Source organism: Thalassorhabdus alkalitolerans (assembly GCF_042656525.1).
Classification (GTDB): domain Bacteria; phylum Bacillota; class Bacilli; order Bacillales; family Marinococcaceae; genus Thalassorhabdus; species Thalassorhabdus alkalitolerans.
Window position 1 is genome coordinate 563,430 of sequence record NZ_JBHSOZ010000003.1, and the last position, 19,082, is coordinate 582,511.

At 43.7% G+C, this 19,082-nt stretch carries 15 protein-coding genes; all 15 read right to left on the minus strand.

Features of this window, described 5'->3' with window-relative positions:
* Positions 1-6: 6 nt before the first annotated feature.
* On the minus strand, positions 7-720 hold the full coding sequence (sigE, locus tag ACFPU1_RS05445) for an RNA polymerase sporulation sigma factor SigE (RefSeq protein ID WP_100399414.1): 714 nt from the start codon (positions 718-720) through the stop codon (positions 7-9).
* 24 nt (positions 721-744) lie between these two features.
* On the minus strand, positions 745-1,674 hold the full coding sequence (spoIIGA, locus tag ACFPU1_RS05450; protein WP_385939312.1) for a sigma-E processing peptidase SpoIIGA: 930 nt from the start codon (positions 1,672-1,674) through the stop codon (positions 745-747).
* A gap of 414 nt (positions 1,675-2,088) precedes the next feature.
* Entirely contained in the window at positions 2,089-3,267 is a 1,179-nt protein-coding gene (ftsZ, locus tag ACFPU1_RS05455) for a cell division protein FtsZ (RefSeq protein WP_385939314.1), read from the minus strand.
* Between the two features lie 54 nt (positions 3,268-3,321).
* Entirely contained in the window at positions 3,322-4,614 is a 1,293-nt protein-coding gene (gene ftsA, locus ACFPU1_RS05460; protein WP_385939316.1) for a cell division protein FtsA, read from the minus strand.
* Positions 4,615-5,168: 554 nt separating this feature from the next.
* A complete protein-coding gene (locus ACFPU1_RS05465) occupies positions 5,169-6,002 on the minus strand; it encodes a cell division protein FtsQ/DivIB (protein WP_385939318.1) in 834 nt (277 codons plus the stop codon).
* A gap of 136 nt (positions 6,003-6,138) precedes the next feature.
* Complete coding sequence (gene murB, locus ACFPU1_RS05470; RefSeq protein ID WP_385939320.1) at positions 6,139-7,041, minus strand: UDP-N-acetylmuramate dehydrogenase; 903 nt, start codon at positions 7,039-7,041, stop codon at positions 6,139-6,141.
* A gap of 43 nt (positions 7,042-7,084) precedes the next feature.
* A complete protein-coding gene (gene murG / locus ACFPU1_RS05475) occupies positions 7,085-8,188 on the minus strand; it encodes an undecaprenyldiphospho-muramoylpentapeptide beta-N-acetylglucosaminyltransferase (protein ID WP_385939322.1) in 1,104 nt (367 codons plus the stop codon).
* Between the two features lie 34 nt (positions 8,189-8,222).
* A complete protein-coding gene (gene spoVE, locus ACFPU1_RS05480) occupies positions 8,223-9,305 on the minus strand; it encodes a stage V sporulation protein E (RefSeq protein ID WP_385940468.1) in 1,083 nt (360 codons plus the stop codon).
* A 125-nt stretch (positions 9,306-9,430) separates the two neighbouring features.
* Positions 9,431-10,783 (minus strand): UDP-N-acetylmuramoyl-L-alanine--D-glutamate ligase, encoded by a 1,353-nt coding sequence (gene murD / locus ACFPU1_RS05485; RefSeq protein ID WP_385939324.1) that lies wholly within the window; start codon positions 10,781-10,783, stop codon positions 9,431-9,433.
* A complete protein-coding gene (gene mraY / locus ACFPU1_RS05490; protein ID WP_385939326.1) occupies positions 10,780-11,757 on the minus strand; it encodes a phospho-N-acetylmuramoyl-pentapeptide-transferase in 978 nt (325 codons plus the stop codon). The genes murD and mraY overlap by 4 nt, the downstream gene beginning before the upstream one ends.
* 38 nt (positions 11,758-11,795) lie before the next feature.
* Positions 11,796-13,265 (minus strand): UDP-N-acetylmuramoyl-L-alanyl-D-glutamate--2,6-diaminopimelate ligase, encoded by a 1,470-nt coding sequence (locus ACFPU1_RS05495; protein WP_385940470.1) that lies wholly within the window; start codon positions 13,263-13,265, stop codon positions 11,796-11,798.
* Positions 13,266-13,379: 114 nt separating this feature from the next.
* Complete coding sequence (locus tag ACFPU1_RS05500) at positions 13,380-15,314, minus strand: stage V sporulation protein D (RefSeq protein ID WP_385939328.1); 1,935 nt, start codon at positions 15,312-15,314, stop codon at positions 13,380-13,382.
* A gap of 102 nt (positions 15,315-15,416) precedes the next feature.
* Entirely contained in the window at positions 15,417-17,633 is a 2,217-nt protein-coding gene (locus ACFPU1_RS05505) for a penicillin-binding protein (RefSeq protein ID WP_385939330.1), read from the minus strand.
* A 120-nt stretch (positions 17,634-17,753) separates the two neighbouring features.
* Positions 17,754-18,110, minus strand: a complete 357-nt coding sequence (ftsL, locus tag ACFPU1_RS05510) for a cell division protein FtsL (RefSeq protein ID WP_054635254.1) — start codon at positions 18,108-18,110, stop codon at positions 17,754-17,756.
* Positions 18,103-19,062, minus strand: coding sequence for a 16S rRNA (cytosine(1402)-N(4))-methyltransferase RsmH (gene rsmH, locus ACFPU1_RS05515; RefSeq protein ID WP_054635253.1), 960 nt, complete (start codon positions 19,060-19,062; stop codon positions 18,103-18,105). Before rsmH ends, ftsL begins: the two co-directional genes overlap by 8 nt.
* Positions 19,063-19,082: the final 20 nt, after the last annotated feature.

Below are 19,082 nucleotides of genomic sequence, written 5' to 3' on the forward strand. Positions count from 1 at the left end.
AGAACATTACACCATTTTATTAAATTCTTTTTGCAGTCTTTTTATAATTCTTTTCTCAAGCCGGGAAATATAAGACTGGGAAATTCCAAGAAAGTCTGCAACATCTTTTTGCGTCTTCTCTTTCTCCCCGGCAAGGCCAAACCTCAGTTCCATAATCTGTTTTTCTCTGTCATTTAACGTCTCAAGAGCTTTCCTCAACAGCTTTTTATCAACTTTTTCTTCGATCCCTCTAGTGATGATATCCTCATCTGTGCCTAGGATGTCAGATAATAAAAGTTCGTTGCCGTCCCAGTCCACATTAAGAGGCTCATCAAAAGAAACCTCAGACCTGGTTTTGTTGGTCCTTCTAAGATGCATGAGTATTTCGTTTTCTATACACCTGGAAGCATAAGTAGCTAACTTAATTTTCTTCTCAGGATTAAAAGTATTCACTGCTTTAATTAACCCAATCGTACCGATGCTTATTAAGTCCTCTATGTTGATCCCGGTGTTTTCAAATTTTCTCGCAATGTAAACAACAAGCCGGAGGTTTCTTTCAATCAGCATGGACCTGACTACTTTATCTCCTGTAGAAAGCTTGCTGATTAAGTGAGCTTCTTCCTCTTTTGATAAAGGCGGCGGAAGGGCTTCGCTTCCCCCTATATAATATATTTCGTCTGGTTTGACACCTAAAAAACGAAGGACCTTATACCACATAATTTTTATCTTTAATTTTATCATACCAGTTGTTCTCCCCCTTCTTCCCTATGATGCAGATTCCCCTGAAAACTCCTCCACTTGCTCAGATGGGACAATCATTTGAAAATCACTGGTCGCTGATAAAGCACCTTCTTCAAGGCCAATAAAAATACGGGGCAGGATATGCTCCTTCTCGCCAATATTTATTTTCACCTCATCCGGCTTAAGAGCAATGAGCCAATCCTGCTGTTTGCCTACTGCCCTGAAAGGAATGATTCGGATACGTTCCTGCCAGAACACCGATATTGTTTCTTCATTCATATTTTCAGTAAGTGATAGTAAGCGAGAGAATTTCTCAAACTGGCTCTCGCTCATCCGTTCCTTAAATAAATCTGTCTGCACAATCATTACTGGGGTCTTAGTGATCGGGTCTTTTAACTGGTTGCCGGTGTCCACTAATCCTCTTCCTTCAATCACCAGGCTGTCAATTTTAATTTCAACATCAACACATTTTGCTTCTTGTTTTCCCCTCGTTCTATGGTACTGAATAGCTTTGACAGTTATCAGCCATATTAGAGGCAGTGAAAGGATAATTGTAAGCCAATGCAAGGAGGCATAAGAGGCAAAAGAAGCCTGTTCAGCCCATGTCTTCAATACAGGAGAAGTATGGAAAAAATTATGAAAAGCAAGCACTCCTCCGCCGGCTACAAAACTGACCATATAAAACATAAATAAACCTTGGAAAAGAAAAGAAAAATTATAAAATCCAAAAGTACCAATGACCACACCTACTGATAAAAGAAATTTTCCTAGTGGGTGCAGGAAAAATCCTTCTAACGGAGTGAGAATGAGAAAAACAGTTGAAGAGCTGACGGCAGCGACGATCAGCAGGCGTTTCAAACTGATTTTTCTTTTTAAAAATCTGGCTGTTAACAATAATAATATTATGTTAATAACAAAGTTGCCTATCCAGATTAAATCTAAATATAGAATCACCCCTATCATCCTTCTTCGTAGTCTAAGTAAGGTAAGTATATTCCCATTCTATATAAAAGTCTGTCAATTTATGACAGCTTGGCTTCACTTCTTTTGCTTGATTTTGTCAGCCTTTTCACTCCTTTTTACAATAAATTTCGCAATGAAAAGCTATGTGATTCTGTACCAGGGGACACTCCCCCTTTCCGCGGAGGGAATCGGCAAGCCTATCAGGCTTATGCCAGCGGGGTCTCGTCTGATCCCTCCTACCGCTTGAGTGTGGGGAAAAGCTTTTACATGTAGTGAGCAATCAAGCTTAGTAGATGGAAAAGAATTGAACTAAATGATAAGAGTGCTTAGTGCTTTTTAGAATAAAAAATAGAGGACCCCTCTAAAACGGGGGTCCTCTATTATAAGATTGACCTTTTTAGTTCTTTATCTTCTCTTCCGACGGTTTCGCAGGAAGGTTGGTATGTCGAGTGCATCAGACTCTTCCTGTTGAGGCTGCTGTCTCTGTTGAGGTTCAGGAGTCTCTTCTTGCGGACGCTGCTGCTGTGGTGCAGGTCTGCTGTTATTTGCCGGAGAGTAGCTTGCTGATTGCTGTGGTCTGTTATTTAACCCTGTGCCTCGAGATGGGGACTTAGAAGGCTGGCTTTCATCAGCTTCTTCAAATCCTGTCGCAATCACAGTAACCACGATCTCATCTTTTAGGTTCTCATTAATGACAGATCCAAAAATCATGTTAACTTCCGGATCTGAGGCATCCGAGACAATCTCAGCCGCTTCATGAACTTCAAACAAGCTTAAATTTGTTCCGCCTGTGATATTCATCAGCACACCTTGAGCTCCATCTACAGATGTCTCAAGAAGAGGGCTGGAAATCGCTTTTTTCGCAGCTTCTGCTGCCCGGTTTTCGCCGGTGGCGATTCCGATACCCATTAAAGCTGAGCCTCGTTCATTCATAATGGTTTTTACGTCTGCAAAATCCAGGTTGATAAGACCAGGTACAGCAATTAAATCTGAGATACCTTGTACACCTTGACGGAGCACGTTATCCGCTTCCCGGAAAGCTTCAAGCATCGGAGTATTTTTATCAACAATTTCCAGAAGTCTATCATTTGGAATGACAATCAATGTATCTACTTTTTCTTTTAAGGCACCGATTCCTCCGGCAGCCTGGCCTGAACGTTTTCGGCCTTCAAAAGTAAATGGACGGGTTACCACGCCAACTGTCAAGGCACCAATTTCTTTAGCAACCTCAGCAATGACTGGAGCAGCACCTGTACCCGTTCCTCCTCCCATGCCTGCAGTGATAAAGACCATATCGGCACCGGTTAAGGCTTCTTCTAATTGTTCCTTGCTTTCTTCAGCAGCTTTTTTTCCGATCTCTGGATTTGCTCCAGCTCCCAGACCACGGGTAAGCTTCCCGCCTAACTGAAGCTTCGTTTCAGCTTTTGACAACTGCAATGCCTGAGCATCTGTATTAACAGCAATAAACTCAACACCTTGCAGGCCGTTTTCGATCATTCGATTTACAGCGTTTGAACCGCCGCCGCCGACACCAATTACTTTAATCTGCGCCAGCTGATCCATATCCATTTCAAATTCTAACATCTCAGGTCCCCCTAATCCGTCAAATCTGGCGAGTTTACATGAGTTTGCATATATTTACTCAAAAAACACTTTAAAAAAGTTTCTCACTTTTTGTTTTACACCAGGCTTGTCCGTTTCTTCTTCCTGCTGTTTTGGTGCCTTCTTTCTTCTCGCCGAACGTTCTTGTAATTCATGTTCTTCTTTTACTGTAACTGATGCTGCAACTTCTTTACCCTGAATTTTAACATTTCGATAAGCAAATTCAATAAGTCCGATTCCTGTTGTAAAACGTGGCTCTCGTACACCAATATAATCTGGAACGGCTATACGGACATTATGCTTGAGCACTTCACGTGCAAGTTCTAGAGCTCCAGGAATCATTACACTTCCTCCTGTGAGTACGTAGCCTCCCGGAAGATCTGAAAAGCCCAGTTTGCGTACTTCGTCTTCGACCAGTTCATAAATTTCTTCCATACGCGGCTCAATGACATGAGCTATATCGAATTGAGAATACTCTTCCTCAACATCACTTCCAATGGTCTTCATTTGGAAGGTCACTTCATCGGAAGCTCCATCGATATAGGCATGTCCATGCTCAACCTTCACCCGTTCTGCTTCTTCAGCAGTTGTCCTCAATCCTACAGAGATATCATGGGTGATATGTTCTCCTCCAACTGGAAGAACTGAGGTTGCCTGGAGACTGCCATGCTGGAAAACAGAAACGGTGGTGGAGCCGCCACCGATATCCACCAGCGCTACTCCTAAGGATTTTTCATCTTTGGAGATAGCTACGGCCCCTGCAGCCAGGGGCTGAAGGCAGATGTCGGCCACTTCAAGCCCTGCTCGTTCTACACACCGCAGCAGGTTATGTAAAGCTGTCTTGGATCCTGTAATAATATATCCTTCCATTTCCAGCCTGACTCCAAGCATACTGCGTGGGTCATTGATTCCTTCTTGTCCGTCTACAATAAACTGATTCGGTATGACATCGATAATCTCCCGGTCCGGCGGAATGGCTACAACCTGGGCAGCATCGATTACTCGCTCTATATCTTCATCGCCTATTTCGCGATCAGGGCTGGATACAGCTACGACATCACTGCATGGCTGTAATTGTATGTGATTGCCATTTACGCCGACGATGACTTGTTCAACCGTCAGGCCGACCATTCTTTCCGCTTGTTCGACTGCGCGACGGATTGATTTCACCGTTTCATCAATATCAACGATAGCCCCCCTTTTAATTCCTTCAGAGGAGGCATTACCTACTCCCATTACTTTAAGGGAGCCATCTGACATTTCTCCGATGATGACCCGGACACCGGATGTACCGATATCTAAGCTGACATAAATGTCCTGGTTGTTCATGTACTGGCACCTCCCGTTGGCATCTGCATCTATTACTGCTTTTCCACCTGCATTCGTTCCCATCTTTCATCTATAATAGCATGATCAACCTTTGCTTTTGTGAAAAAATCATAAAAAGAATAAGGGAAATTGTTTGTTTACCACTAACATTTCCACAACTTCTTGCAATACCCTTTTTTATTGGTAAAAATAAAATTTCATGCAAACTATATGTAGCACACAGTAAAAAGAACAGAATGTTTTCTTTTCATAGTCAAAGGGATTTGTTTTTTAATAATAAAAAAAAAGAAATATCCAAAAGCAAAAAATTGCCGCTACTTATAAGTCTACACCAAGTTGAAGACCTAGAAAAGGCAAAGTTGCAGGCTACCGCAGAAAAATGAAGAAAATAGGAAAAACAGAGGGCTAAATTCAGGTTTCTCGGAAAAGTCATAGCACTATATAAAGTTTCTTATTCCAAAAAACAGGAGAAAGGTTCTATCTTTGTATTCAGATTAAGAACCTCTCTCCTTTGCTTTTACATTCACTTTGTGGAAATTTGCCCCACCTCTGGACTACTCTTCCTCTGCATTTCCTTCCTCTACTTCACCAGCCCCCTCTTCTACTGTTTCCTCTAGTCCTTCATCTGACATTTCAGCTTCTTCCTCAAATGCTTCAAAATAAGGAGTCATTTTCATATGGAGAACTCCTGCAGCTTCAGGGTCAATTTCTTTAGCTACTACGGGATAAGGAGTCATATGGTCTGAGAAGTTTCTTATCGTAGACTCTACCTGCAAACCATCATTCATATACATTAGCAGCCGGAGAGGATCTTCGTCATCGGGCACATGATGGATTTCGGAGATGCGGTTTAAGATTCCCTCCCCTACTTCTCCAAGTTCTGCAGAAAACTCCTCTAAAATTTCTATGGAAGAAAATCCTGAGAGCACCGGCGCGTCACCTGGAACCGAAGCTCTGGCAGCATTCTGTAAAGTCTTTCCGTTTCTTAATACAGGCAGGTATTCATCACCATTCTTAACATAGGCAATACGGGGATATTCTTCTACTTCAATGGCTATCGTTGCGGGAAGTGACCGCTGAATGTTCACATTCTCTATTTCAGAAAACTCTCTTACTCTTTCCTCTGCCTGCGTCATGTCGACATTCCATATGCTTGTCCCTTTTTTTACATTGCTGGCTTTTTCTATTTCTTCTGCCTGAACATATTGCTCGCCTGCTACTTGGATATTCCTTACGTGACTTAACGGGGATTGGAAATACACAACCAATAGTATAAGGAAAAAAAAGATGGACAGGTATGTAATAAGGCGGCGGTTGGCTCTCTTCTTTCGCTGTTCGTGCAAGGCTGTGTTCGCATTATCCAAGGTAACGACTTTTTTGTCTGACATCTTTTTTTCTCCCCCAATCCTTCCCGCTCGTTTCCTCCTGTACAGAGGCATATTTTGGGGAAATGCTCATATGGTTTGTAAGGAAGGACAGAGCACCATTTCAAAAATAATCTTGTCTGTCCCTCTTTGTTACTCTTTACCTTTTGACAATTTCTACTTCAGTGTGCATCTCAACGTTATTTTTTTCCTTGATGGTTGTCTTCACGTGATCAATGAGTGCTAACACATCTGCTGCCTGGGCATTATCGATATTGACAATGAAATTTCCATGCATTTCAGAGATTTGAGCTCCGCCAATACGGTAGCCCTTTAAGCCAGCTTCTTCAATGAGCTTTCCTGCATGATCTGGAAGAGGGTTGCGAAACACACTGCCAGCACACGGGTCCTTCCATGGCTGAGTGTTTCTTCGGTAATCTTTATTTTTCTGCATTTCTGATACAATCTCATCCTTGTTTCCCTCTTTAATTTCAAGAACAGCTTCCAGGCAGATGCCTTTTTCCTTTTGCAGCCTGGATGTCCGGTAAGAAAATCCCATGTCTTCTTTTGCAATCCATTTCATTGTCCCGTCGGGGTATAACACATGAGCTTTGATCAATATTTTATTCATGTCAGAGCCGTGAGCCCCCGCGTTCATAAATACTGCTCCGCCTACCGTTCCAGGAATGCCTCCGGCAAACTCAAGACCAGAGAGACCTTTTTTACTGATAATCGTAGCCAGCTTAATAATGGAATATCCACCGCCTACTCTGATCTCCCCGTCTCCAATTTCCAGATGACTTATATTTTCTCCGAGCTTGATCACAACTCCTTCAATTCCTTTGTCATCTACTAATAAATTTGACCCTCTGCCGATTGCCCGCCAAGGAACATTATGCTTTTGAATGATTTCCATGGTCTTTTTCATTTCCTCTATACCGGCAGGCTCTACTAACACATCAGCAGGTCCGCCTATTTTCCAGGTTGTATGTTTCGATAAAGGCTCACTTTCTTTTACTTTCCCAATTTGCGCATCTTGAAGTTCCTCAATAATCTCTTTCATATAAAAGGCACCTCTCTTTTTTCATTCTCTGCCCTCTGAGTAACTATTTGCCGACCGGCTTCACAAGGCTTTGGATAAGATTGTAAATTTGTTTTGCTGAATCCGGCATAGCCAGCTCTTTTGCCGACCTATTCATTCTCTCCCAGGTCGCTTCCGTCCCTAAAATATCTTCCACATCTTTTAAAAGCATATTACCGTTCATTTCTTTTTCCAGACGAATAACCGCTGCACCATTATCGCTGAGGCTGCGGGCATTTTTTTCCTGATGGTTATTGGTTACATAAGGGCTTGGAATTAAAATGGAAGGCAGCCCTAAAGCTGTGATTTCCGCTAGTGTGGTCGCTCCTGCTCTTGTTACAATCACATCAACGTTTGACAACACCGCAGGCATATTGTGAATGAATGGTTTAATGACTACATTACTTGGGTTTCCCGCCTTATCCACTTCTTCCATCACTTTATCATAGTGGACAGCACCAGTAACATACAAAAACTGCCATTTTTGTTTTCCCGCTTCGGGCAGCGCTTCTAAAAACGCCTCATTGATCGGCCGGGCTCCCCGGCTTCCTCCAACCACTAGCACGACCTTTTTATGTGGATCAAGACCCATTTCCGGAAGAGGATTAGAGCCTGCTGCCCGAACTGCTTCCGAAGCGCGGGGATTTCCGGTAAATACTACTTTCTCCTTTGGAAAAAAAGAGGAAGACTCCTTAAAAGAAATGGCTACCTTATCTACATATCTGCTTAAAAACTTATTTGTTAAACCTGGAACACTGTTTTGTTCATGTACAAGAGTTGGAATCCCAAGCTTTGCTGCTGCAAAGACAACCGGTCCCGCTACATACCCTCCGGTTCCTATCACAGCGTCAGCTTTAAAGTCCTTAATCAGCTTTTTTGCACGTCTGGTTCCTTTGACGAATCTCATTACTGTTTTCACATTTTCCAAAGACAGCTTCCTTTTAAAACCAGTAATTTCCACTGTTTCAAAAGGAATGCCCTCACGAGGCACAATGTCGCTTTCTAATCCCTTTTTCGTACCAATATACAAAAATTCACTTGCTGGATCGATTTCTTTTATTTCTTTAATCAAGGCAAGAGCAGGGTAAATATGGCCCCCTGTTCCTCCCCCGGTTACAACAATTTTCATGTGTAAACTCTCCTTAACTAGGCTTCTAATGATGCTAGTGCTTTGCCTGTATGCTTATATTAAGCAAAATCCCTATGGCAAGCAGCATTAATGTTAAAGAAGATCCTCCATAGCTGAGAAAAGGCAAGGTGATGCCTGTGACCGGAAATAAACCTGTCACCACTCCTACGTTAATCATAACCTGTATGAGCAGCATCCCTACTATCCCAACTGCAAGAAGGGCACCGTACATGTCTGGAGCTCCGAGTGAGATGCGTATCCCCCTCCACATGACGATGGTGAATAAAAGAATAATAACTACTCCGGCTATATAACCGCCTTCTTCTGCAATAATAGCAAAAATAAAATCTGTCTGAGGCTCCGGCAGGTAAAAGTATTTCTGCCTGCTTTCCCCAAAGCCCATCCCAAACAACCCGCCGGGGCCGATAGCATACAAGGATTGAATGATTTGAAATCCGCTCCCTAAAGGATCTGACCATGGGTCTAAAAAAGAGGTAATTCTCTTAATACGATAAGGAGCTGACGCAATCAAAGCTACAAAACCGGCGGCTCCAACTACTCCTAACCAGACAAAATGGCTGATTCTAGCTCCTGATACAAAGATCATAACCACACAAGTAGCGACCATGACAGCTCCGGTTCCTAAATCAGGCTGGAGCATTATGAGTCCAAAGGCTGTAAAGATCAGCAGTAAAGTAGGTAGGAGACCTTCTTTGAATTTTGTAATTTTCTTTTGGTGCCTGGATAAGTACCTGGCCAGGAAAATAATCATGGCCAGTTTCATAAATTCAGAGGGCTGAATAGAAAAAGCACCAATCCCCAGCCAGCTTCTTGCTCCTCCCCGCATAAGCCCCACACCAGGGATCAGTACAATCAGCAGGAGAATAAAGCATATAATTAAAAGCAGCTTCGACCAGCTCTGCCACGTCCAATAATCTACCTTTGCTGTAACGTACATGGCCGCCAGTCCAGCTCCGGCAAATAAAAGCTGGCGCTTTGCGAAATAGAAAGGATCATCAAATTTATATACACCCCATGCTGAGCTGGCACTGTACACCATTAATATTCCTATAATCAGTAAAAGCAGTGTTGCGCCAAGTAAAAGAAAGTCGGGCATCCGAGTAGTTTTTGACAAGGCCGTCACCTCTTGCAAAGTAGAGTAGGAAGACAAGGTCTGCCTCTCTAAAATGTATGCAAGACATGCCCGAACATGCTCTTAGATAGCCGGGTAAATAAGTTACTTTACTGGAGATGCTGTACAGCTTTAATAAACGTCTCTCCCCGCTCCTCAAAAGTTTTAAATTGATCCCAGGAAGCGCAGGCTGGAGAGAGAAGAAGCACATCACCCTCTTCAGTCAATTTATATGCTGTTTTCACTGCTTCTTCCAGTGTATTTTGCTTCTCAATATTGCTTACATCTGCCTCATAGGCAGCTTCTGCAATCTTCCCTTTGGTCTCCCCGTATGTGACGACTCCTTTAACTTTGGCCAGATACGGAATTAAATCATCAAATGAATTCCCTCTGTCCAGCCCTCCGGCCAAAAGGACAACAGGCTGTGTAAAAGAAGAGAGTGCTTTTTGAGTAGCAAGAATATTAGTCGCTTTAGAATCATTATATATTTTTCTTCCATTGAGGTTCCCGACAAATTGCAGACGATGTTTTACACCGTTGAACGTTTTCAGAACATCTATAATTTGGGTGGTAGAGCCCCCGAGAATTTTAGCCGCAGCTACGGCAGCAAGCATGTTTTCTACATTATGAGCTCCAGGAAGCGACGCTTCTTTAAGAGAAAGGATGGACTCTTCTTTAAAGGTAATCCATCCATTTTCCACATAAGCACCTTCAGACTGCTTGGAGGAAGCAGAGAAAGGAACGAGCTGCGCTTTTGAATGTTTCGCCAATGTTTCAACCACTGGGTCATCACTATTGTAAATAATGACATCCTCGGAGGTCATGTTACTAAACATTTTCCCCTTTGACTGTTCATAATCCAGGCGGTCTCCGTGATAATCAAGATGAGCATCAAAAATATTAAGTAAAACAGCTACGTGAGGGTGAAAATCCTTTGTTCCTTTTAGCTGAAAGCTTGATACTTCCGTGACCATGATATCCTGTGCTTTTACCTCCTGGGCAACTTCACAGGCTACCGTTCCAATGTTACCTGCAATCCAAGGCTTTTTATTCTCGTTTCCTTTTAACATCTCATATAAAAGTGTAGTTGTAGTTGTTTTTCCATTGGATCCCGAGATAGACACTATGTCTCCTTCACAAACAAGGGAAGCCAATTCAATTTCAGTGACTACAGGCAGGTTCCTGTTTACAGCTTCACTGACTAGAGGGTTGTGATAAGGGATACCCGGATTTTTAACCACATAATCTGCTTCGTCAAGCAGAGAAGCAGGATGCCCTCCTGACACGAGTGTAATTCCCTCCTTGCGGAGAGCCTTTTCTTCTTCGGTTCCCGCCAGATCCTTTGCATCGTTTACGGTTACGTTGGCCCCCAATTTTTTTAAGAGCCGGGCTGCAGCCATTCCGCTTTTTGCCAGGCCAAGGACAAGAACCGCCTTATTTTCAAAATCTTTTATTTGTTTCATGTTATCCACACCTCAATATAAATGCCTAACACTGCAAAAATGAGTCCCGCCAGCCAAAAGGTCATGACAACTCTCCACTCGGACCAGCCGCTTAACTCGTAATGGTGATGAAGTGGGCTCATTTTAAAAATTCTTTTTCCCCTAAGCTTAAAAGAGAGGACTTGAATAATGACAGAAAGAGTTTCTATCACAAATACTCCTCCGATGATAATAAGGAGAATTTCCATCTTTGTAATGATCGCTATAGCTGCAATAGCTCCTCCTAATGCAAGGGATCCTGTATCTCCCATAAACACCTTTGCCGGGTGAGCATTGAAAACTAAAAACCCTAGAACGGCTCCGACGACCGCTGCACTAAATACAGCCACTTCTCCCATGCCAGCATTCCAAGCAAGGACAGCGAAGGCTCCAAAGGCAATAGCCCCGGTACCAGCAAGGAGACCATCTAACCCATCAGTAAGGTTCACCGCGTTAGAAGCTCCCACGAGCATAAGAATCACAAGAATCAAATACGCAATTCCAAAGTCGATTCCCATGCCTGTGCCTGGAATTGTAACTTCTGTAGAAAATCCTGATTGGGCAAGAACTACATAGAAGATAACTGAAATAACCAGCTGTCCAGCGAGCTTTTGCTTTGATGTTAACCCTAGATTCCGTTTCATCACTACTTTTATAAAATCATCGAGAAACCCAAGTACTCCAAAACCAATCGTTACAAGGAGAAGAAGCCAGACTTCAACGGTGACTTCCAGAAATATAGAAGTCATCAATAGAGTAGTAATAAGGACTGACAGGAGGATCATGACTCCTCCCATAGTAGGAGTCCCGCTCTTTTTCTGGTGAGATTTAGGCCCTTCATCTCTAATCGCCTGGCCAAATTTTAACCTTCTCAGCATAGGAATCATGATAGGGGATAATAAGACCGCTATAAGAAACCCTGCTATTAACGTAATAAGTATTGACTGTGCAACCACGGTTGCTCTCTCCTTCCATGACTAAAAACATCCATAATCTATCTATCAGCTTTTATCTTTTTAATTGCTTTTCTTGCTTCTTCCCGGTCATCAAACGTAAGCACTTCACTGCCTATGATCTGGTAGGTTTCGTGTCCTTTTCCGGCAATGACAATGATATCTTTGGCGGCAGCTGAATGCACAGCATGTTCAATGGCTTCCTTTCTGCTTTCAATCACAGTGTAATTTGACTTCTCGACGCCCTTCACCATATCCTCAAGGATCGCTTTGGGATCTTCGCTTCTAGGGTTATCAGAAGTAAAGATGGCAGTATCGGCAAACTCAGAGGCAATAGCTGCCATCTCCGGCCGTTTGGTCTTATCTCTGTCCCCTCCGCATCCTACGATCACATAAATGTTTTTTTCTGCCATCTCTTTGACTGTCTTTAAGACATTTTCTAATGAATCCGGGGTATGAGCGTAGTCAACAACGACAGTGAAATCCTGTCCGGCATCTACTGTTTCAAAACGTCCGTCTACTCCTTCAATAGCTTCAAGACTTCTCTTAATATCCGCGAGTGAGATATTTGAAAGAAGAGAGGCTGTAATTGCTGCTAAGGCATTATACACACTGAACATACCAATTAACTTCAAGGAAAATGTTTCTTTCCCCCAAGGGGTCACTGCTTCAAACGATGTGCCCCATGGCCTTATGGCAATGTTTTCTGCTTTAATGTCACTTTCGTTTTTAATTCCGTATGTAAGAACCTGCGCTGAAGTCATTCTTTCATATAAGCTTGAAGCTGGATCATCGGCATTTAAGACAGCTGTTTTCCCTCTTCCTTCATAATGATTTCCAAGCTGTGCAAACAGTAATCCTTTTGCCTGCTTATATGCTTCCATTGTTTCATGATAATCTAAGTGGTCTTTTGTCAGGTTTGTGAATACAGCAATATCAAAATCACATCCCCGCACTCTCCCCAAATCAAGGGCGTGGGAAGAGACTTCCATGGTGCATGTTTCTATGTTTTGAGAAACCATCTTGCCAAACGTTTGTTGAAGCACTAAGGATTCTGGTGTTGTGTTTTTGTTCTCAATGGTTTCTTCACCTATTTTTGTGTAGAGAGTTCCTACCATTCCTGTGTGTTGGCCGCTGTCTTTTAACACATGATCAATCAGATGAGTGGTTGTGGTTTTTCCATTTGTCCCTGTAATCCCTATTAATCGCATTTTTCTTGTAGGATGATTGTAAAAAACACTGGACAAAACAGCCATCGCCCGTTTTACATCGCGTACTACGATGACCGGAACGTTAACATCGAGCTCTCGTTCGGCCAGCAGGGCAGCTGCTCCTTTCTTTACTGCCTCGCCTGCATACTCGTGGCCATCTACCGTGTACCCTTTGATGCACACGAATAAACTCCCGGGCGTTACCTTGCGGGAATCCATTTCCATGGATGTAATGTCAGGGTTTTCCCGGGCTGTTTTTGTATAACTGATCAAAGAGCTGCAAAGATCATTTAATAACATATTCACTGTCCTTTCCTCTTTTATCGTTACTGTCACTGATTACCATTTTATAATTCTCTCCATAACAGAAGCAGCCAAGGTCGACTCCCTTGGCTGAATGACACAACTTTCATTTTAATCGGAAGAGGACGATTTGTCATCAAGATAAATACGGATCGTAGACCCTTCTTCTACTTTTTCCCCCGGTCCGGGAGACTGGGCAACAATTCTATCTCCGCTTCCGCTTTTCTCTATTCCCAAAGGATAGTAGGCTTCGTTTACCTCCCGCAGTGTCAGGTCCACCAGGTCCGGAACTTCTATTAATGGCGTATCATTCCAGGCAAGTTCTTTTTCCACTTGATCCTTTCTTTTCTCCACCCCGAGTGCACGCAGGCTGTCTTCCATAATATTACCAACGATCGGAGCCGCTACGATGCCTCCAAACTGAAGTGTATCTTTAGGATTATCAATCGCCACATAAACAACAATTTCAGGGTCATCTGCGGGGGCCAGGCCAATAAAGGATACGATATGGTTATTTTCCAGGTACCGCCCGTCTTTAGCCTTTTGTGCCGTCCCTGTTTTCCCACCAACCCTGTACCCATCCACGAATGCTCCCTTCCCTGTTCCCTGGGCAACGACGTGCTCAAGAGCCTCTCTTACTTCCTTTGATGTCTCTTCTGAAATAATCTGCCTTTTCATTACAGGGGTATTTGTTTTCACGACTTCTCCCGTTTTAGGATCAAGCCATTCCTTAGCCAGAAACGGCTGGTATAAATAACCGCCATTTACTGCTGCTGACACGGCAGTGACCTGCTGAAGAGGGGTGACAGATACTCCCTGCCCAAAAGCAGTCGTAGCTTGTTCTAAAGGTCCTACCCTTTCTCGGTTAAAGAGTATTCCTTTCCCTTCTCCTTGAAGGTCAATCCCTGTTTTCTCCCCAAACCCAAACGCTTCAATGTAATCAAAAAGCCTGTCTTTTCCCAGTCTTTCCCCCAGTACAACAAACCCGGGGTTGCAGGAATTTTGCACCACTTCTAAAAATGTCTGTTGTCCATGCCCGCCTTTTTTCCAGCATCGCAGCTTTCTTCCAGACACTTCGATATAGCCTGGATCATGAAAATTATCTTTGTGCAAATCCACTTCATTTTCTTCAAGAGCTGCCGCAAGAGTGATGATTTTAAAGGTAGAACCAGGTTCGTACTGGGACCAGACCGGTTTATTCTGGTTAAATATTTCAGGGGGAACATCCTGGAATTCTTCAGGATGAAAATCCGGCCGGCTTGACATAGCAAGCACCTCACCTGTATTAGGATTCATTGCTATGGCAATAGCACCATCCGGATTGTAGGTGGCTTCAGCAATGTCCAGTTCCCGCTCGACAATTGTCTGCACCCTGGAGTCAATCGTAAGCTTAACATCCAATCCATCTTCCGGCTCCTGATATCTATCTGCCATATCAGGCATTCTCTTCCCCTTTGCATCAGAAAAAAACGATACATGTCCACTTTTTCCTTTCAGCTCTTCTTCGTAATAAAGCTCAAGCCCCGTCAATCCCTGATTATCGATCCCGGCAAACCCCAAAACGTGGGAGAGATATCGGCCCTGAGGATAATGGCGTTTGTTGTCCTCTGCGATGTAGATCCCTGGCAGCTGCAATTTCCTCACTTCAGCTGCTTTTTCCTTATTAACCTTACGTCCTTCTGGATTAATTCTTACAATGGACTCTTGTTTTGTGATTAATTCATAGGCTTTTTTTTCATCCATATTTAATGCAGCCGCCAGCTGCCTGGCTGTATCCGCCGGCTCCTTCACCTGCCTGGGAACTACAAGAATAGAGGGTGCGCTCACGTTAGTTGCAAGAATTTCACCATTGCGGTCAAGTATTTCCCCTCGCTCTCCTTCAAAGGGCACATTTCGACTCCAGGAATCTTCTGCTTCTTCGGTCAGCCATCCTCCTAAAGCAAACTGTACATATCCAAGTCTCATTGCAAGAATAACTGACACACATAAACCTGCGATAAACACCCAAATCAAACGTTTCCTAACGGTAACATACGAGACTCGCATTCTTCCACCACCGTCTGTTCTACTAAAAGGCCATTGCACCTTTGCTTATGCCTATGCTTGTATCCCTCTTAGTAGAACGACCAGCAGATCGGGGAAGGAAGATTATTCTCTTCTGATTCTTTCCTCTTCATCTTCAGAATCTTCTTCTCCGGAAGATTCCTCAGCTTCTGCTTCTTCCTGTGCCGCTGCCTCTTCCTCTCTTAAATCCCTGATTTCTTGAGGACTCATCATTTCTACCGTTAGATAGCCTTTTCCTTCAAGTCCTGTACCGGCGGGGATGCTTTGGTCTGTCACATAGCCCGAGCCTATATGGTGAAGTTCCATCCCCGCTAGATCACTCAGCTTTGTGGCATCTCTCATGGACCATCCTGTAATATCAGGCATCACTGAAGCTTCCTCGGTCCTGATCAGCACTCTCTCCCCAAAAATGACGTGACTTTCCGAACCGGGGCTCATTTCCTCTACGGTTTCCCCATCTCCAAGAAATACAGGCTGAAGGCCTAGTGAATGAAGAATGCTTTCAGCCTCTTCCACGCTTTCACCTTCAAGCTCAGGGATTTCTATTCCGTCTTCTTCGTATACGGCTTCCTCGGAAACGGCAGGCTCTATATTAAGGTATTGGAGACTTTGCTTCATAACTGAGTTGAAAATCATGGACACAGGCGCCGAACCTGATTCGTCACCAGCAAGGTTTGGTCTGTCAACTGCCACATACACAATGATACTTGGGTCATCCTTTGGCGCCATACCAATAAAGGAGAAAATATTCTGGTTATTTCCGCTTAAATATCCTCCTCCATCAGGATTAGGTATTTGCGCTGTTCCTGTCTTCCCTACTACATTAAACCCTTCAATAAAATAGGGGCGTCCTGTTCCGCTTGATGAAACCACGACCTGCTCCATTAAGCCAAGTACTTCTTCTGAGGTTTCCGGGCTAATAGGTTCACCCTTCACTTCTGGCTTGCCTTCATAGACCACTTCTTCAGTCGCAGAGTTACTGATGCTGTCAACAATATATGGCTTCATCATTTTGCCCTCATTCGCTATTGCAGTTGCAGCTTGGATAATTTGAATGGGAGTAACCGCGGTCCCTTGCCCGATGGCAGTGGTAGCAGCATCAATTTCATACTGCTCTGCTATCAGGCTACTTGCTTCCCCAGGCAAATCCACCCCTGTGGTTTCCCGAAATCCAAAATCAGTAATGTAATCATACAGCCGCTCAGGACGCAGCTTTTCCATTGCAAGCTTTGCGAAGGCCACGTTAGAGGAACGGTAAAATCCCTCATTAAAGGTGATTTTTCCCCATCCTTGTCCGTTATTGTGATCATGGAGTCGGTGAGAACCTACCTCATAACTGCCAGATTCAAATTCTTCCTCTCCGTCATAAACCCCTTCTTCAATGGCCGCTGCCAATGTAAAGATTTTCATCGTCGAGCCAGGCTCAAATCTGTCTGCCACTGCAAAGTTTGTAAAGTTTGTAATCTCTTCATACTCGTTTGGATTAAAGCTCGGGCGGTTGCTCATTGCCAGGATTTGCCCCGTTTTGGCGTTGGCTGCGACAGCTGTTATTTTTTCAGGGTCATACTCTTCCTCCACCTGATTCATTGCTTGTTCCATAGTTGTTTGAATATTAGAATCAATAGTCAGGGTGACGTCATCTCCGTTTTGGGGTTCTTCAAAGCTTTCATTGCTATCGAGCAAAGGAACGCCTCTTTGATCCCGCTGGTAGGAAAGAAAGCCGTCTTCAGGTGTAAGGTATTCATTCAATCCTGACTCAAGGCCCATCCTTGCTTCACTCATATCCCGTTCTGTATACCCTAAGACATGGGAAGCGAACACTTGATTTGGATAAAACCTTCTAGACTCTGTTCGAAAACGGATACCCGGAAGCTCAAGCTCTTCAATTTCAGCCCTTGTGCTGTGGCTTAAGTGCCTGGCACCTGACCCAAGTTCTACTTGATACCTTCCTTCGGTCTCTCCCAGGCTTAACAGCTCTTTAAGCCTTTCCTCGTCCATGTCTATATAAGGAGCCAGCGTTTCGGCTGTCATTTCCGGGTCTTCCACATGCTCTTCATGAGTGGCATCAAGAACAGCATAAACCGAGTAGGATTGCACTTCTTCAGCAAGGGGATTTCCCTGCCTGTCGAAGATGGTTCCTCTTTCTCCTTGCAACTCGTGACTTGTCGTCCACCTGGACTGAGCTAATTCTTCTAAATTTTGACCGTCCACCTCTTTTACTGCCTGAACATAGAGCATACGACCGGTAAAAACAATAAAGCACACAAGAATAATTCCAAGAAGCCAAATTGTCCGATACATAATTTTATTTCTCTTATTTCCTTCCACTTTCCGCCATCACCTGTCCTTTATGGCATCAGGAGTACCACACTCCTGTTTCATCACGATTCACATGGAAAAAACTAGCTCTTATTGAAAGAACTAGTTTTGTACTACTCTTACCTTTTCCTCTTTTAACTGCATTCCCAGCTCTTCTTTCGCATAATACATAATCCGGTCCGGTGAGCTTAGCTCTGCCACTTGCAAATGCAAGCCATCATTTATCTCTTGCTGCTGACTCACAGTGTTTTGCAGGGCGGAAATCTCTCTTTCCTGGGAATATATATTAGCATAATTAGTGACAATCAAAGAAGAAACAGCGATGACCCCGGCAATCATTCCGCTCATGATGACCTTTTCACCTTTCGTTACCTTCCCTCGCAGGCGGTGCTTAACTTTTGTATGTACAACCTGCTGCTGTTCTTTTTGTCTTTGAACTTGCTGAGCCAGATTATTCACGATTCACATCCCCCTTTTTTTCAGCGATTCTTAATTTGGCAGATCTTGCCCGGCGGTTGTTGTCCAATTCTTCTGTAGACGCTGTTATGGGCTTTCTTGTAATCAACTCAAGGATTGGTTCAGCTTCTGACGGTACAATAGGAAGTCCCCTTGGAAGCTCTGGACGCTTGCCAGCCTCTCTCATTACTTGTTTACAAATGCGGTCCTCCAGCGAATGGAAGGTGATAACACACAGGCGGCCGCTTGGGGAAAGAAGATTAATCGCATCCTTCACCGCTTCTTCAAAGGCAGCCAGCTCATCATTCACTGCTATACGGATCGCCTGAAATGTCCGTTTAGACGGATGCCCGCCTTTTCTCCGTGCAGGAGCCGGAATCGCTTCTTTAATAATTTCTGTTAATTCGTCAGTGGTCTGAATCTCTTTTGTTTTTCTGCGAGATTCAATAGCTCTTGCAATCTGCTTTGCAAACCGTTCTTCACCGTATCGAAAGATTACCTTTACCAGCTCTTCATAAGGCCATTGATTAACAATATCTTTTGCTGTAACTTCCATTGACTGATCCATTCTCATATCAAGAGGAGCGTCATGCTGGTAGCTGAATCCTCTCTCTCCTTCATCAAGCTGTGGAGAAGATACTCCTAAGTCAAAAAGAATACCGTCCACATTGGAAATCCCCCTATGTCCAAGCTCCTCTTTCAGATACCGAAAGTTGGCAGGGATGATGGTCAATTGCTCTTGATATGCGGCAAGGCGTTCATTTGCAAAAGACCTGGCTCTTTCATCCTGCTCGAAAGCAAACAAATGGCCGTCGCCTTGAAGCCTGTGTAATATTGCTTCGCTGTGTCCCCCTCCGCCAAGAGTACAGTCTACATAGACACCATTTTCTTTAACATTTAGTCCTTCTATTGCTTCTTCTAGTAACACTGTTTCATGCTGAAATTCTGCTGCCAACTTGTTTGTTCACCTGCCTT